The 15,550-nt window shown below is 71.5% G+C and carries 19 protein-coding genes and 1 tRNA gene; 10 read left to right on the top strand and 10 right to left on the bottom strand.

Annotation, left to right across the window (positions count from 1 at the left end; translation table 11 throughout):
- Nucleotides 1-398 precede the first annotated feature (398 nt).
- From J7U37_RS03050 to J7U37_RS03035, 4 genes are all read right to left on the bottom strand, one after another.
- Nucleotides 399-608 (bottom strand): SlyX family protein, encoded by a 210-nt coding sequence (locus J7U37_RS03050; RefSeq protein ID WP_056182084.1) that lies wholly within the window; start codon nt 606-608, stop codon nt 399-401.
- Nucleotides 605-1,357, bottom strand: a complete 753-nt coding sequence (locus J7U37_RS03045; protein WP_247634780.1) for a rhodanese-like domain-containing protein — start codon at nt 1,355-1,357, stop codon at nt 605-607. The genes J7U37_RS03050 and J7U37_RS03045 overlap by 4 nt, the downstream gene beginning before the upstream one ends.
- A gap of 136 nt (nt 1,358-1,493) precedes the next feature.
- Complete coding sequence (locus J7U37_RS03040; RefSeq protein WP_056182089.1) at nt 1,494-2,372, bottom strand: AprI/Inh family metalloprotease inhibitor; 879 nt, start codon at nt 2,370-2,372, stop codon at nt 1,494-1,496.
- Complete coding sequence (locus tag J7U37_RS03035) at nt 2,369-3,370, bottom strand: 2-hydroxyacid dehydrogenase (protein ID WP_056484773.1); 1,002 nt, start codon at nt 3,368-3,370, stop codon at nt 2,369-2,371. Before J7U37_RS03035 ends, J7U37_RS03040 begins: the two co-directional genes overlap by 4 nt.
- A gap of 306 nt (nt 3,371-3,676) precedes the next feature.
- Here J7U37_RS03035 and leuC point away from each other — a divergent pair, with 306 nt between their 5' ends.
- From leuC to J7U37_RS03000, 7 genes are all read left to right on the top strand, one after another.
- Nucleotides 3,677-5,092, top strand: coding sequence for a 3-isopropylmalate dehydratase large subunit (leuC, locus tag J7U37_RS03030; protein WP_056182283.1), 1,416 nt, complete (start codon nt 3,677-3,679; stop codon nt 5,090-5,092).
- 105 nt (nt 5,093-5,197) lie between these two features.
- Nucleotides 5,198-5,282, top strand: a tRNA-Leu gene (locus J7U37_RS03025).
- Between the two features lie 310 nt (nt 5,283-5,592).
- Entirely contained in the window at nt 5,593-5,766 is a 174-nt protein-coding gene (locus J7U37_RS03020; protein ID WP_056182098.1) for a hypothetical protein, read from the top strand.
- A 357-nt stretch (nt 5,767-6,123) separates the two neighbouring features.
- Nucleotides 6,124-6,399 (top strand): hypothetical protein, encoded by a 276-nt coding sequence (locus J7U37_RS03015; protein WP_056182102.1) that lies wholly within the window; start codon nt 6,124-6,126, stop codon nt 6,397-6,399.
- Nucleotides 6,400-6,523: 124 nt separating this feature from the next.
- On the top strand, nt 6,524-6,796 hold the full coding sequence (locus J7U37_RS03010; RefSeq protein WP_056182106.1) for a hypothetical protein: 273 nt from the start codon (nt 6,524-6,526) through the stop codon (nt 6,794-6,796).
- A gap of 240 nt (nt 6,797-7,036) precedes the next feature.
- Nucleotides 7,037-7,483, top strand: a complete 447-nt coding sequence (locus J7U37_RS03005; RefSeq protein WP_247634779.1) for a hypothetical protein — start codon at nt 7,037-7,039, stop codon at nt 7,481-7,483.
- Between the two features lie 214 nt (nt 7,484-7,697).
- Nucleotides 7,698-7,880, top strand: a complete 183-nt coding sequence (locus J7U37_RS03000) for a DUF3606 domain-containing protein (RefSeq protein WP_056182112.1) — start codon at nt 7,698-7,700, stop codon at nt 7,878-7,880.
- 110 nt (nt 7,881-7,990) lie between these two features.
- On the opposite strand, the gene J7U37_RS02995 is transcribed toward J7U37_RS03000, so the two are convergent.
- Nucleotides 7,991-8,929, bottom strand: a complete 939-nt coding sequence (locus J7U37_RS02995; RefSeq protein WP_247634778.1) for a glyoxylate/hydroxypyruvate reductase A — start codon at nt 8,927-8,929, stop codon at nt 7,991-7,993.
- 114 nt (nt 8,930-9,043) lie between these two features.
- A complete protein-coding gene (locus tag J7U37_RS02990; protein WP_247634777.1) occupies nt 9,044-9,307 on the bottom strand; it encodes a hypothetical protein in 264 nt (87 codons plus the stop codon).
- A gap of 4 nt (nt 9,308-9,311) precedes the next feature.
- Here J7U37_RS02990 and J7U37_RS02985 point away from each other — a divergent pair, with 4 nt between their 5' ends.
- Entirely contained in the window at nt 9,312-10,748 is a 1,437-nt protein-coding gene (locus tag J7U37_RS02985) for an amidase family protein (protein ID WP_348772971.1), read from the top strand.
- Here J7U37_RS02985 and J7U37_RS02980 read toward each other — a convergent pair whose 3' ends face one another.
- The 4 genes from J7U37_RS02980 to J7U37_RS02965 all read right to left on the bottom strand — a co-directional run bounded on the left by J7U37_RS02980 (nt 10,749) and on the right by J7U37_RS02965 (nt 13,330).
- Nucleotides 10,749-11,387 (bottom strand): DNA-3-methyladenine glycosylase 2 family protein, encoded by a 639-nt coding sequence (locus tag J7U37_RS02980; RefSeq protein ID WP_247634776.1) that lies wholly within the window; start codon nt 11,385-11,387, stop codon nt 10,749-10,751.
- Nucleotides 11,388-11,456: 69 nt separating this feature from the next.
- Nucleotides 11,457-11,729, bottom strand: coding sequence for a hypothetical protein (locus J7U37_RS02975; protein ID WP_056182116.1), 273 nt, complete (start codon nt 11,727-11,729; stop codon nt 11,457-11,459).
- 143 nt (nt 11,730-11,872) lie between these two features.
- A complete protein-coding gene (locus tag J7U37_RS02970) occupies nt 11,873-12,874 on the bottom strand; it encodes an asparaginase (protein WP_247634775.1) in 1,002 nt (333 codons plus the stop codon).
- Nucleotides 12,875-12,952: 78 nt separating this feature from the next.
- Nucleotides 12,953-13,330 (bottom strand): helix-turn-helix domain-containing protein, encoded by a 378-nt coding sequence (locus J7U37_RS02965; protein ID WP_056182119.1) that lies wholly within the window; start codon nt 13,328-13,330, stop codon nt 12,953-12,955.
- Nucleotides 13,331-13,428: 98 nt separating this feature from the next.
- On the opposite strand from J7U37_RS02965, the gene J7U37_RS02960 reads away from it, so the two are divergent.
- Nucleotides 13,429-14,493 carry an SDR family oxidoreductase gene (locus J7U37_RS02960; RefSeq protein WP_247634774.1) on the top strand — a complete coding sequence of 355 codons (1,065 nt, stop codon included), beginning with the start codon at nt 13,429-13,431 and terminating at the stop codon, nt 14,491-14,493.
- Nucleotides 14,494-14,528: 35 nt separating this feature from the next.
- The gene (locus J7U37_RS02955; protein ID WP_247634773.1) at nt 14,529-15,545 is read left to right on the top strand and encodes an EthD domain-containing protein; all 1,017 of its coding nucleotides are present in this window, start codon (nt 14,529-14,531) and stop codon (nt 15,543-15,545) included.
- Nucleotides 15,546-15,550 lie beyond the last annotated feature (5 nt).

Raw genomic sequence — 15,550 nt, 5'->3', positions numbered from 1 at the left:
GCAGCCTTCGGCCTCCCGAAGCGGACGTGGCCGGCCGCTGATGAGGCGACAATAGGGGCGACGGAGGAGGGAACGGTCGGGTGCCGCCCGACTGGGGGCGCGCTTTTCACAGGCAACGCAGCGGCAGAGGGCACCGCACCGTCATTCCGGGGCGCCGCAGGCGAGCCCGGACCCGAAGGGGCGCGCCAGCGGCGCGCAATCCAGAGCCGCTGACCGTGCAAAGTCGTGTATCACCTGCGTGTCTGGATCCCGGGCTCCGCTCCGCGGCCCCGGGATGACGGGGTGCTGCCGATTCTTTCTTGGCTGCCGTGGCCTGCGCGCGCCGGCTTTGCGCGACATCGACCCGCGGACTGCGCCCATGCCGTGCGGGCGGATGAGGTCGCCGGATGCCCGACCGCTCAATAATGCGGCGGCGGGGGTTCCGGTGCGCCCGAGCCGGGGCGGTGGGAGGCTTGCTCCACTTCCTCGACGAGCTTGGCGATCTGCCGGGTGAGGGCGTCGATCTGGCGCCACTGGGCGGTGATCGTGGTGTTGAGGTCGTCGATCACCACGTCCTGTTCGGTCAGGCGCATCTCCAGGGCGTCGATGCGGGCGGAGAGGTCGGTCATCGCAGGGTTTCCGGGGCGTGGTCGGGCCGCTCCACCAGGGCAGGCCCCAGGGCGATGCGGCCGTCGAAGACGAAGCAGTCGCCGGTCCAGCGGTTCTCGGCCTCCGGCACCGTCTCGAGGTAGCGCAGGATGCCGCCGGCCAGATGGCGCACATCGGCAAAACCCTTCGCGCGCATGTAGGCGCCGGCCTTTTCGCAGCGGATGCCGCCGGTGCAGAACATGGCGACCCGAGGATGCGCCGCCGGATCGAGGCCGGCGACGTAATCGCGAAAGGCGCTGAACCGGGTGATGCCCGGATCGACCGCGCCGGGGAAGCTGCCGAGGGCGACTTCGAAGGCGTTGCGGGTGTCGATCAGCAGCAGGCCGGGCGTGTCGAGAAGCGCGTTCCAGGCTTCCGGCGCCACGGGGGTGCCGGCGCCGGCGGCCGCATCGGTGGCGCCGTCGTCGAAGGTGACGATCTCGCGCTTGACCCGGACCTTGAGCTGCCGGAACGGCGGCGCCTCGGCCCGGGACAGCTTGCATTCGAGGCCGTGCAGGCGGTCGCCGAACGGCGGTCCGGCCTGGAGCGCGGCGAGGAAGCCCGCGATCGCCTCGGCCGAGCCCGCCACCGTGCCGTTCAAGCCCTCCGGCGCCAGCAGCAGGGTGCCGGTGATCCCGAACCCTTCGCACAGGGCCTGGAGCGGGGCCCGCAGCGCGGCGACGTCCGGCAGGGCGACGAACTTGTACAGGGCGGCGACGGTGAGGGGCATCGGGTCGGGCAATCGCGGGACTTCGGGAGGCGTTCGGGGCGGAAGAACTCGGGGCGGAAGAACTCGGGGTGGAAGAACTCGGGGTGGAAGAACTCGGGGTGGAAGAACTCGGGGCGGAAGTATCAGAGACGAGGACCTACGGGGCCGCGCCCTCGACCCGGCGCAGCACGAAGGTGGTGCCGACCTCCGGGTCGCGGCGCCAGCGCCCGTCGCCGGCGGCGATCAGGTTCACGGCGTGGCCGCGGCGGGCGTTGAGGGTCAAGTGTCCGTTGGCGAAGCGCCAGGAGACCGGATCGAACACCGTGAGGCCGCCGTCGCGGCAGGAATCAAGGATGCGGACCGGGGCCGGCGCGGTGCCGGGCGTCAGGGCGATGCGGCAGACGTCCTGCTCGCGGTAGCGGTCGAGGGCATAGATGCCGGGCGCCGGGGCGTCGCCGGCCGGCTCGGGCTGGGCCGGCGCGGCGCTGCGGGCGTCCGGGGCGGCGCTGCCGGCGCCGGGGCTGGTGGGCACCGCATCGGTCGGCGGCACCATCGCGACGATCTGGAGCGGCACGAGGCTGAAATGCTCCTCGCCCGCGGCCGCCACCAGACTGCGGGCATCGACCCGGGCGGCGAATTGCAGCACCGGCCGGACATCCTTGTCGACGAGCCGGAGGTTGCCGTCCGCGAACAGCCAGCCGGCGACGCCGTTGAGGATCGGCAGGGCGCGGCGGCACCCCGCCGGGAAGGACAGGCGTCGCCCGGCCGGCCCGCTCGCGCCCGACAGGGTCAGGACGCAGCGCCGGGTGCTGCCGTCGCGCGACAGGTCCCAGGTCCCCGGCACCCCGGCGATGTCGCGCGGCAGGCTCTCGACGAAGGGCGTGCCGGCGGCGGAACTCGCCTGTTCTGCCGGCGTCGCCGGCTCGGCCAGTCCGGGCGCCGTCTCCTGGCTCGCGGCGGGCAGGGCCGGGACGAGGAGCGTGGCGCTCAAGCCGGCGAGGCGCAGAGCGCGGCTGACCACGACGGCGCGGCTCATGCGCGGGTCCCCACGGTCCAGGAGGTCTCGGGTACGGGGGGCTTGGGCACGGGGGTCTCGGGCACGGGGGTCAGCGGCCCCCGGCCGTCGAAGAACGCCGTCAGGTTGTCGACCACGAGCCGGCCCATGGCGGCCCGGGTCTCGACGGAGGCCGAGCCCACATGCGGCAGCAGCACCACCTGATCCATGGCCACGAGGTCCGGCGGCACGTGCGGCTCGCGCGCGAAGACGTCGAGGCCGGCGCCCAGGATCGTGCCCGCCTGCAGCGCCCGGATCAGCGCCGGTTCGTCGACGAGGCTGCCGCGGGCGACGTTGATGAGCAGGCCCTGCGGCCCGAGCGCCGCCAGCACCGCCGCGTCGACGATCCCGTGGGTGTCCGGGCCGCCGGGCGCCACCACCAGGAGCACGTCGGAGGCCTCGGCCAGACCCAGGAGGGTGGGGTGGTAGGCGTAGGGCATGTCGGCTTGCGGCCGGCGGCCGTGATAGGCGAGGGCGACGCCGAAGCCTTCGAGGCGGCGCGCGATGGCGCGCCCGATCCGCCCGAGACCGAGGATGCCGACGGTGCGCCCGCGCAGGGTCGGGGTGAGCGGGTAGGTCCGGCTCGGCCAGTGCCCGGCGCGCAGGTGCCGGTCGGCCTGGGGGATCTGACGGACGGTCGCCAGCAGCAGACCGACGGCGAGGTCGGCCACCTCGTCGGTGAGCACGTCCGGGGTGTTGGTCACCACGATGCCGCGTTCGGCCGCCGCCGCCGTGTCGATGGTGTCGTAGCCGACCCCGAAGCTCGCCACGATCGCGAGGCCGGGCAGGCGCGCCAGCAGGGCCCGGTCGACCGGCGCCTGCGCGCCCGTTGCGAGGCCGCGGATGCGCGGGCCGATCTCGGCCAGGAACCTATCCGGGTCGGGGGCGGTGTCGAGGCGGTGCAGGGTGAAGCGCTGCGCGACGGCGTCCATGACGTCGGGATGCATCGCTTTCAGCATCAGGATGTCGACGGGCTGCATGCGGCGGATCTCGGCGACGGTGTCTTGTGAGGGCGCGGCCCCCGGACCGGGGACGTTGGCGACAGCTTTAGGCGCGCGGTCCGGACCGGTCCAGTGACCTGCCCGAACAGCACCGGGCGGGATCATCGCGCGCTGCGCGGGCTCTTTTCACGCTGCGCGGGCTTCATGCGGCCGCCTCCGGGCTGCCATCCGCCCGATGCAAGCAACGCCGCGGTTTCGCGCGAGGCACCTTTCGCTGCGCGCCTTGGAACACTACTAAAGGAACACGCCGATCCGTTTTTGACGAACAACCAGAATAGCCACGCCATGACCGCGCCGCGCACCCTGTACGACAAGATCTGGGACGACCACGTCGTCGATGTCGAGCCCGATGGCTCCACGCTCCTCTACATCGACCGCCACCTCGTCCACGAAGTCACCAGCCCCCAGGCCTTCGAGGGTCTGCGCGTGGCCGGGCGCCGGGTGCGCCATCCCGAGAAGACCCTCGCGGTGGTCGACCACAATGTGCAGACCTCCGATCGCCGCTTCGGCATCGAGGACCCGGAAAGCCGCATCCAGCTCGAAGCCCTGGCCGAGAACGTGCGCGACTTCGGCATCGAGTTCTACGACGCGCTGGATCGCCGCCAGGGCATCGTCCACGTGATCGGGCCGGAACAGGGCTTCACCCTGCCGGGCCAGACCATCGTGTGCGGCGACAGCCACACCTCGACCCACGGCGCCTTCGGGGCGCTCGCCCACGGCATCGGCACCTCGGAGGTGGAGCACGTGCTCGCCACCCAGACGCTGCTGCAGAAGAAGGCGAAGAACATGCGCGTCAGCGTCGACGGCACCCTGCCGCCCGGCGTGACGGCCAAGGACATCATCCTGGCGATCATCGGTGAGATCGGCACGGCCGGCGGCACCGGCTACGTCATCGAATATGCCGGCTCGGCCATCCGCGCCCTCTCGATGGAGGGCCGGATGACGATCTGCAACATGTCGATCGAGGGCGGTGCCCGCGCCGGCCTCGTGGCGCCGGACGCCACCACCTACGCCTATGTCGAGGGCCGGCCGAAGGCGCCCAAGGGCGAGGCCTTCGCCCGCGCCAGGGCCTATTGGGAGAGCCTGGTCACCGACGAAGGCGCGTATTTCGACCGCGAGGTGCGCCTGGACGCCGCCAATCTGCCGCCCATCGTCAGCTGGGGGACCAGCCCCGAGGACGTGGTCTCGATCTCGGGCGCCGTGCCCGACCCGGCCCAGATCGCCGACGAGAACAAGCGGCAGTCGAAGGAGAAGGCGCTGGACTATATGGGCCTGACCCCCGGGACGAAGATCACCGACATCACCCTCGACCGGGTGTTCATCGGCTCCTGCACCAACGGCCGGATCGAGGACCTGCGGGCGGTGGCCCAGATGGTCGAGGGCCGCAAGGTCCACGCCAACGTCTCGGCCATGGTGGTGCCGGGGTCCGGCCTCGTGAAGCAACAGGCGGAAGCCGAAGGCCTCGACCGCATCCTCAAGGCGGCCGGGTTCGACTGGCGCGAGCCGGGCTGCTCGATGTGCCTCGGCATGAACGCCGATCGCCTAAGCCCCAACGAGCGCTGCGCCTCGACCTCGAACCGCAACTTCGAGGGCCGCCAGGGCCATCGCGGCCGCACCCACCTCGTCTCCCCCGCCATGGCGGCGGCGGCGGCCGTGGCCGGCCGCTTCGTCGACATCCGCGAGTGGCGCAGCGAGGCCTGAGCCACAATCGAAGGGCCGGTCGAAAATCCCGCACAATCCGGATTGACGACCGGCCCCACCCCGCCTAAACGAAATCCGCGTCGGCGCCGCAAGCGGCCCCGACGAGCCCAGGTGGCGGAATTGGTAGACGCGCTGGTTTCAGGTACCAGTCTTGCAAGAGGTGAAGGTTCGAGTCCTTTCCTGGGCACCATCAGCTGGCTCAGCCGCTGATCCGCACAACACATATGATCGATAAGGTTTGAGCGCAGGCTCGCTGTGAGACGGGGTCGGTCCGACACCCGCTTCGATCAAGTATTCCGATTTAGAACTCGTTATCGCTCTTGGCGCGCATCTGGCCGAGATAACTGAAACGCGGCCGGCAGGACGCTCGCGGATAGTCTTGGCGATGGACCTTGCACGCGCTCGGTCCGCGAGGGGCCGACGCCGGTCTGTCGCGATTGCGTTCCCAAGCCAGCGGAAAGCCGCTTGGAGCGGCCACCCGGCGCCCTACCTTGCTTCCCATGACCGAGCCGCCAGACGACAATCTCGACCATTACGCCCTGGGCTTCTACGCGCCCGGCAAGGGCCTGCGCCGCGAGGATTGCCCCTATGCGGAGGGCACCGAAGCGCATGGGCAATGGACCGCCGGGTACGATGCGGCGCTCCAGGAGAAGGCGGACGGCGCGGCGCCGTAGCAGCCCCGTTCGAGGAGACGGCGCGCGAACACCCGAAAAGCAACCTTGTGCCTGGAACGTGGAACGGGGCGTGGCGAACTCTGTTGCCGCGCAGCACGCGACCCACGCCCCCCTTTGCGTCGCGTGCGGCACCCGCGTGGGTGTTCCTCCTTCGACTTGGGCCGCTCCTGTCCGGGAGCGGCCTCTTTTGCGAGGCTCGTCCGCGTGGCGGCAGGGCCGCGCTCGGCATCCCGGGGCATCGACCCGGGTGATGCGCGGCCATGGGGCCTCGGCGCAGGGGGGGCGGTGCCAGAACATCGCAGCTGGGCCCGGCGTTACCCTGGGCGTGCTTCACGCCAAACATCAGGGAGAGAGACCATGAAGGCCGTCGCGCTTGCGCTCGCCACCACGCTTGTCCTGTCCTCGGGGGCCATCGCCGCCGAAGGGGGCTCCGGGACCACCAGGTCGGGCACCCTCAACAGCACCGGCCCGAACGACGCCGGCGCCGGCGCCTCGCCCGGTGCGGCGGGAAGCGGCCCTTCGACCGGCGACAAGAGCCGCTCGGGCACGGCCAACAGCACCGGGGCCAACGATGCAGGCTCGGGAGCGTCACCGGGCGCGGCCGGCAAGGGGACCAGCGCCCCCACGCGCTGACGATTCAGCGGACCGGACAGGCACGGCTGGGCCGAAGGCTGGGGTTCGGCCGTGCCCATCCCCATCTCGGTTGCGGAGGCGGGCCACCCGGATGGTCTCGCGACGGGCAAGGGACGGGCTTCGCATGCAACGCTACTTCTTCCACACACATATCGGGGACGACGTGGTGGTGGACCCGGACGGCCGAGAGCTGGCGAGCGCCGATGCCGCTTGGGACGCCGCCCGGATTCTCGCCCGGCAACTGCTTCAGGGCGCCGACAGCGACCCCGCGCTCCTCACCGCCGTCCTGTTCGTGGAGGACGAAGCGCGGGAGATCATCCTTGAATTTCCCCTGAGCGAGGCGCTCATCGAGCAGCCGGTCCCCGAACCCGAGCGAGGGGGCGGCACGCTCCACTGACGGCGTCCGAATTCGGTCTGGTCCTCCGCGCCAGGGCGGAATCCCGTCCGCCTGCGCGGTGCCCCGCGCCACCGCCACCGCCCGCCCGGACCTGAACGGATGCTGCCGGGGCGCTTCAGCCGCGATGCAGCGTGGATCTGCCAAGGTCTTCCTCACGGCCGGGACATCCCCGGCTGGGCCGCAGGCCGGTTTTGGCGCGGGGCTCGGCGCGGCTTTGGGCGAAGCATCAGGGGTTCGGCGATGAACAGGTTTGCAGCGTTGACGGCCGCGGCGCTCGTTGCCGCCGGCGCTCTCGGAGCGCCGAAGGCTGAGGCCCGGGGCGGTGGGGGTGCCGTCGCGGCCGGCCTCATCGGGGGGCTCGCCGCCGGCGCCCTCCTGGGGGCCGCCGTCGCGCAGGCGGCCCCGGTTGACGGCTATGGCTATGCCCGTCCCGCGCCGGTCTACGGATATGACGACGCCGTACCCCCGGTGGTCCGCTATCGCCCCGCCCGGGTGGTCCCGCAAGACGACTTCGCCGACGCGCCGGTCTACCGGTATCCGCGTCGCGCGCGCTTCGACCACGATCGATTCGAGGGGTACGACCGCCCCGAGGGGTACGGCTATCGCCGCGCGGGGTATGGATACCGTTCCGAGGGATATGGCTTCGGCCGGGATTGCGACCGACCGCATGGCGACGGCCGCTGGTAGGCGGAGAGACGGGCGGGGCGCACCGAGCCCGAAGCCGTCGGGCACGAACCCGGCGGCTTCGTTCGGATTCGCGGAGTCTTCGCCCGCAGGGCATCGCCCCGCCGGCCGGGCCGGCGGGCGCGCCGCGCGCCTTCGGGACCGCTTGACCGCGCGCCCTCGCGGGCCGACACGGGTCCGATCTCACAGGAGCATTCTCCGCCCCACAGGAGCAATCATGGCTGGCCTCAAGGACAAGCGCGGCTTCATCGACAAGGAGCGCCTGGACCTCTCCGAGCGGAAGGCCGTGGAGTTCTGGATGAAGCGCTGGGGCGTCACCCAGGACCAGATCACGGCGGCGCACCGCAAGGTCGGGCGGATGACCAAGGACATCGCGGCCGAACTCGGCAAGAAGCGTTAGAGGAAGCGCCAGAGTTTGTCGGGGATCCGTGGAAACCGATCATCCCGACAAGACAAACGAAGACGTCTGGGCGCGCCGATCGCCGCCCCGAGGTTTGCGACGGCGCGGTTTCAGTATCCGCGCCCGCGGTCGATTCCCACCGGCACCTGTCCGGTCCGGCGGAATGCGGCGACCGTTTCGGCGACGATGGCGGCGGCGGAGTCCAGGCTGGTCGGCGCGGCGACATGGGGCAGGATCGTCACGCCGGGCTGCGACCACAGGCGATGGGTCTCGGCCAGCGGCTCCTCCGGGAACACGTCGAGGATCGCATGCGCGAGGCGGCCCGTCGCCAGCGCGGTGATCAGGTCGTCCTCGACCACGTGCGCGCCGCGCCCGATATTCACCAGGGCCGCCCCCTCGGGCAGGCACGCGAAGGCGGACCGATCGAGGATGCCGTGGGTCTCGGGCGTCAGGGGCAGGAGGTTGACGAGGATATCGGCCTCCGCGAGGCACGCGGCCCATCCCTCCGGGCCGGACGAGACCGGGATCGCACCGGCGGGCCGGCCCGACCGGCTCCAGCCCTGGACCGGGAAGCCGATCGCCCGGAGCAATTCGGCCGAGGCCCGGCCCATCTCGCCCAGGCCCAGGATCGTCACCCGCCGGGCGCTGGCCGGTCGAACCGGGTGCTGGCGCCAGAGTCCGGCGCGCTGCTGGGCCGCGTAGCGGGGAAAATCCCGGTGCCAAGACAGCACGGCCGCCGCCACCGCCTCCGCCATGGCGCGTGCCAGGGTCGGATCGACGAGGCGCCGGACCGGCACGTCGGGCAGGGCGGGATCGCGGAGCAGGCGGTCGACACCGGCCCACAGGCTCTGGACCCAGCGCAGATGCGGGAAGGCGCAGGCCCATCCGGGCACCGGGTTCGCCACGATGGCGATCTCCACCGCGCCCGCATCGGAGATCGCTTCGGGCTCGAGGATGCGCTCCGCCGGCATGGCCCGGGCGAGGCAGTCGCGCCAGGCTGCGTTCTCGTCCGGGGGCAGGCTGGTGACGAGGACCAGGGGAGACGTCATGGCCGGGGGCTTCTCTCGGGCGGCATCTTCACGGGCGGCATCTTTACGGGCGGCTTGGCGCGGCGAGGAAGCTGGTATGATGCATGCCTCATGGCACGCGTCGCAATCTGACCGTCAGGGATACATGTCCATTTCTTCGTCCGTCTCCCGATTTTCTTCCATCTCCGGATTTTCTTCCATCTCCGGATTTTCTCCCATCTCCCGATTCTCCTCGGTCTTCAGGCTCTGGTCCCCTCGGAGACTGCCGATCGCCGTCGCGATCTGCCTGGCGCTGCCGGTCTCGCCGGCCGCGGCGCAGGGCGGACCGCCTGGGGCGTTCGCCGTCGAAGAGGCCTCCATCGCCGAGGTGCGGCAGGCGCTGGCCTCCGGGCGGATCACCTGCGTGGGCCTGGTCCAGGCCTATCTCGACCGCATCGCCGCCTACGATCAGGCCGGGCCGGCTCTGCGCGCGATCCGGGCGGTGAACCCGAACGCCCTGGCGCAGGCGCAGGCCTACGACGCCGACCGCGCTGTCGGGGCTGCCGGCGCCTCCAAGCCTCTCGGCTGCGTGCCCCTGCTGCTCAAGGACAATTACAACACGGCGGAGGTGCCGACGACCGGCGGCTCGGCGTCCTTGGAGGGGGCGCAACCGGCGCGGGACGCGACCGCCGTCGCCCGGCTGCGCGCGGCCGGCGCCATCGTGCTCGCCAAGGCGAACATGCAGGAATTCGCCCTCGGGGGCGTCTCGGTCAGTTCGCTGGGCGGCCAAGTGCGAAACCCCTACGACCTGACCCGGACCCCCGGCGGCTCGAGCGGGGGCGTCGGCGCCGGCATCGCGGCCGATTTCGCCCTCGGGGGCCTCGGCAGCGACACGGTCAACTCGATCCGCTCGCCGGCCTCGGCCAACAATTTGGTGGGCCTGCGCGTCACGCAAGGGCTGATCAGCCTCGCGGGCATCATGCCGGTCTCGAAGACGCAGGATGCGATCGGGCCGATCACCCGCACGGTCGCGGACGCGGCGGCGCTGCTGCAGGCCATGGCGGGCGTCGATCCGGCCGATCCGCTCACCGCGGCGGCGGCCGGCCGGGTTCCGGAGCGCTATGCCGATGCGCTCAAGCCCGATGCCCTGAAGGGCGCGCGCCTCGGGGTCGTCACCGCCCTGTTCGGCACGAAGCCCGAGCACGCCGAGGTCAATCGCGTCATGCGCCAGGCGCTCGATGCCCTCGCGGCGGCCGGCGCCACCCTGGTGACCGTCGACGATCCCGCCTTCGAGGCCGATGCGCTGAACCGCGACGACGACGTCCAGACCTACGAGTTCAAGGCTCTGATGAACGCCTACCTCGCCACCATCCCGAATGCGCCGCAGACGAATCTGGCCGGCATTCTCGCCTCGGGCCAATTCCATCGCGCCGCACTCGAAAAGTTCCTGACCGGCGCCGAGGCCCGCCAGGACGGAATGGCCGATCCCGAATACGCGGCGCGGCTCGGGCGGATTGCCGCCTTCAAGGCGCATGTGGCGGCGGTGTTCGAGGCTCAGACCCTCGACGCCCTGGTCTATCCGCTGCAGAAGCGGCTGGTGGTGCCGATCGGCGAACTGAATCAGGCCGACCGCAACGGCATCGTCGCCGGGCTGACGGGCTTCCCAGCCATCGACGTACCGGCCGGGTTCTCGGCCGCGAGCGCGACGGCGCCGGACGGCGTTCCGATCGGGATGGATCTGCTCGGGCGGCCCTGGAGCGAGGCGAAGCTGCTCGGCCTCGCCCACGCTTTCGAGCAGGCGACGAAGCTGCGCCGGGCGCCGGCCAGCACGCCGCCGCTGACGGCGTCGGATCGGCGCTGATCAGGCCGCGACGGTCGGGGCCGGCATCCCATCGCGGAGACGCCACAGCGACAGCGCGAGATGGGAGCGGTAGGGCGCGAAGGGGAGCGTGAAGGCGTGAGTGTCGAAGGCTTGGGTGTCGGTGCAGCCGGTCAGGCGCCGGAGGCACCCCACCGCGGCGACATCGCCGGCCGGCCAGATGTCCGGGTCGCCGTAGTGGAAGAGGCCGATCATGTCGGCGGTCCATTGTCCGACGCCCTTGATGCCGCGCAGGATCGCGGACCGTTCCGGGTGAGGCAGGGTGGCGAGCGAGGGGCCGAACAGGCCCGCCTCGTCCGCCAGCCTGATCGCCTGGACGGCCCGGACCTTCGCGGCGGAGAGGCCGCAGGTGCGCAGCGTCTCGGTGTGCTCGGAAACGAAGAGGTCGCGCGGAGCGAGGCCCTGGGCGGCGGATGCGGCCTCGACCCGGGACCAGATCGCGGCGGCCGCCTTCGTCGAGAGCTGCTGGTTCACCACTTCGAGGGCGAGGCGATCGGCGACCCGCGCGTGAGTCGGGGGCGTGATCGCGACCGGACCCAAGCCGGCCAGGGCCGCGTGCAGCGGCGTCGACAGCCCCTGCGCCACGGCGAGCAGGTGCGCGTGGGAATCGGCCTCAGGCATCATAGTGGGCGGCGAGCAAGGAACAGGCCGGAGCCCCGGCCCCGCTCGGGGGCCGAGGCCGTGGATTTCTTAGCGGTCGCGACGCTCGCGGGTGATCGTGGTGCGCTCCTCGCGGCGCTCCATCCGGTCCTCGCGGCGATCCGGATCGACGCCGAGGACGCCCCCGACCGTGCCGGTGGCTGCACCGACGGCGCCGCCCACCACACCGCCGATCGGGCCGGCCGCGCGGTTACCGTCCTCGACGCCGCGTTCGGCGCCGCGGATAGTGCCCTGGGCCTGGGCCGTGGCCGACAGCGCGACGGGGCTGAGAAGGAGGGCGGTGGCAATGACGAATGACTTCATGAAGCGGTTCCTCGTGATGGTGCGTGGGGGGCCGATCGCGCTTTAGGCGACCGGTCCGGTCTGTCCCATCAACGGCCGAGAGCCGGAAAGGTCGCAATATTCGCGTGGAGACGTCCCGGTGAACCCTTCGGGTGCCGCATTCCTCAGTAGGTCGCGAACATCTCGGCGACGTCCGCCGGGTCGCGGCTGACGGTCAGCGCGAGGGCCAGCAGGATGCGCGCCTTCTGGGGCGTCAGGTTGTCGGCGCTGAGGATTCCGCGCTCCCGCAACCGCGTGGTGGCGGGCACCACGCCGCTGCCGGCCCGGGTCGACTGGACGACGATCACGCCCGCCGCGACGGCGGCCGCGAGCGCGTCGGCCTCGCCCGGCGGGGTCATGCCGGGCGCGAGGCCGGCCGAGACGAGGCCCTGCGCGCCGGCCGCCACGAAGGCGCGCACGGCCGTGCCGTCCGCATCCGCATAGGCGTAAGACACGTCGACCCGGGGCAGGGCGGGCAGGGCGCGAATGTCGAAGGGCGTGCCGGGACCGTGCCGACGCTCCGCGCGTCGGTAGTAGCGCACCGCCGGGCCGTCGACCTGACCGAGCACGCCGAAATCCGGTGTTCGGAAGGTCTGGAGCCGGCCGACCGAGGTTTTCGTCACCTCCCGGGCCGCCTGGATCTCGTCGTTGAGCACCACCAGAACGCCGCGTCCGCGCGAGGCCGGGTCGGCGGCGGTACGCAGGGCCGCCACGAGGTTGAGGCCGGCATCGCTCGACAGGGCGCTGATCGGGCGCTGGGCGCCCACCATCACCACGGGGCAATCGACCGCGAGGGTGAGGCTGAGCGCATAGGCGGTCTCCTCCAGGGTGGCGGTACCGTGCCCGATCACGATCCCGGCGAGGTCGGGATGCGCCCCGGCCAGCTCCGCGCAGAGATTGGCCAAGGCGCGCCACTCGGCGAACCCGATCGCCGGACTCGGAACTGCACGGAACGGCACGGCCACGATGTCGGCGATGGTCCGGGCCTCGGGCACCCGCGCGAGGATCGCCTCGGCGTCCAGGCGCTGTCCGGTGGCGGTGTAGTCGAGGACGTCGAGGGAATCCCACCCGAGCGACGAGATCGTCCCGCCCGTTCCGAGGAAGGCCACTTTGGGTCGTGCCGCCATGATCGTCCGTCTCCACCCGTTCCCGCTCGATAACGCCCGCGTATGCAGGAGGTTTGTTGAATTGGGTTCGGCACGCAATCAGCGCCGGGAGGTCGGCCGGGGTTTGAGGGCGTCGAGGGCGTCGGCATTGGTGCGGCCCCAGGCGTAGAGGAGTTCGACCGGCTCGACGAAGCGGTGGCCGAGCGCGGTCAGGCGATACTCCACGGCGGGCGGCACCGTGCCGGCCACATGGCGCGTGAGGAGGCCGCTCGCCTCCATGTCGCGCAGGGTCTGGGTCAGCATCTTCTTCGAGATGCCCGGCAGGCTGCGCTGGAGCACGCCGGTGCGCGCCGCCCCGCCGTGGCGGGCCTGGAGCGTGTGCAGCACCATGCTGGTCCATTTGGTGGCGAACAGGTCGAGCACCCGGCGCGGGGCGCAGTCCTCGCGCCATGCCTCGTCCGCACTTCCCCGCTCCATGCTGGTTACCTTCTCGTGCCTATGACCCCAAACGGTGCCGTCTGGTCGGGGCCGGACCCGCTCCATAGGTCCCTTTCGACGCAAAACGGAGACCCATCATGAGCAGGACGGCCCTCATCGCCGGTGTCAGCGGCATCGTCGGCAACAATCTCGCGCATCATCTCGTTGCGGAGGGCTGGTCCGTCGCCGGCCTCGCGCGCAAGCCGCCCACCGACTCGCCGGGTGTCACCCCGGTCCAGGCCGACCTTCTCGAACCGGACAGCCTGAAGGACGCCCTGGCGCAGGTCCGTCCGACCCACGTCTTCATCACCACGTGGCTGCGCCAGGCGACGGAGGCGGAGAACATCCGCGTCAACGGCGCGATGGTGCGCAACCTCCTCGACGCCCTCCGGCCGAATGGCGGCGTCGAGCACGTCGCCCTGGTCACGGGCCTCAAGCACTATCTCGGGCCGTTCGAGGCCTACGGGAAGGGCACCCTGCCGGCGACGCCGTTTCGCGAGGATCAGGGCCGCCTCGACGTCGAGAACTTCTACTACGCGCAGGAGGACGAGGTCTTCGCCGCCGCCGAGCGGGACGGCTTCGGCTGGAGCGTGCACCGGCCGCACACCATCATCGGCTATGCGCTGGGCAACGCCATGAACATGGGCGTGACGCTGGCCGTCTACGCCACCCTGTGCCGCGAGACCGGGCGGCCGTTCCGCTTCCCAGGCTCGGCGGCGCAGTGGAACGGGCTGACCGACATGACCGACGCCCGCATCCTGGCGCGCCAGCTCGCCTGGGCCGCGACCACGCCGGCGGCGCGCAACGAAGCCTTCAACATCGTCGACGGCGACGTCTTCCGCTGGAGCTGGATGTGGGGCCGGATCGCTGAGTGGTTCGGCGTGGCGCCGGCGCCCTTCGACGGCGAAGTCCTGCCCCTGGAGCAGCAGATGGACGGGGCCGCCCCGCTCTGGGCCGAGCTTGCCGCCCGCCACGGCCTCAAGGAGGCCGATCTCGGCCGCCTCGCCTCGGCTTGGCACACCGACGCCGATCTCGGGCGGCCGATCGAAGTCGTCACCGACATGAGCAAGAGCCGGCGCCTCGGCTTCCTCGATTATCAGGCCACCGACGAGGCCTTCTTCGACCTGTTCGCGCGCCTGCGGGCGGAGCAGGTGATCCCGTAATCCCGACGCCGTCCCGTCCGCACCCAGGAGCCCCGATGACCGATCCCGCCGGAACCCCCGACCTCGCCCGCTCGGACATGCTGCAGCGGCCGCCCCACGGGGAGGCGGTCCGCTCCACCACCAAGCCGCTGATCGTGACGCCGACCTTCGTCTCGCGCAGCGACGACACCTCGCCGTCCCGGCGCCCGCGCGACGACGGCGCGAATGTCGGCCGCGACGGCCGGCCCGTGATGCGGCCCGCGCGCCATCCCGAGGCGGTGGCGCTGGAGCCCGACCCCAACCTCGCCTTCGAGCATTGGGACGAATACTGGCGCAAGGTGCACGGGCCGAAATTCGCCCATGCGGAGCCCGGCACGCGGAACGACCGGGTGGTGCGCTACGATCAGGTCCACCGCGTCGCCTCGGGGCCGTCCTCCGGCTTCCGGCCACCCTACCGGGCGATGGTGGACGGAGTGGGCAAGCTGGTGCCCGATCCGGCGGCGCAGGTCCCGGCCTACCGACGCCCGAGCTTCGACGGCTTCGCCTACATCGCCTACGCGGACGAGGACGACATCGCGGCCGTGCTCGGCCAGGAGCAATATGCCGAGCGCATCGTCGCCGACGAGCGGACCGCCTTCCGCATGGTGACTCGCGAAGTGGCGCGGGAATACATCCTGATCCCGAGCGCGCGTCACCGCGATCCCGTCAGCTTGGTGAAGATCCACCGGCGCCGCCCGCACCTGTCGCGCGCCGCGTTCCAGGAGGCGTGGCTGCACGCGCAGGCCGACCTCGTCCGCGCGCAGGGCGCGACCGCGCAGTATGTCCGCCGCTACGCCCAGCTCCATCCGTTCGGCGCGACCCAGGCCGATCCTGAGGGCTCGAAGATCGACGGCATCTCGGTCCTGTCCTTCGATTCGCTGAACGACGTCGAAGACTTCCTGGTGACGGCCGACCATGCCGTGATCGAGGCGGCGGAGAACGTGATCGCCGATCCGGAGACGTCCGAGTTCTGGACGGCGATCAACTACAGCGTCATCAACCGCCTGATGCCGGAACGGGCGACGGAACGCTGAGGGCG

Source organism: Methylobacterium sp. 37f (genome assembly GCF_023093475.1).
Taxonomy (GTDB): Bacteria; Pseudomonadota; Alphaproteobacteria; order Rhizobiales; family Beijerinckiaceae; genus Methylobacterium.
Note: the sequence above shows the minus strand (reverse complement) of the source record. Positions and strands in the feature narration are given on the sequence as shown.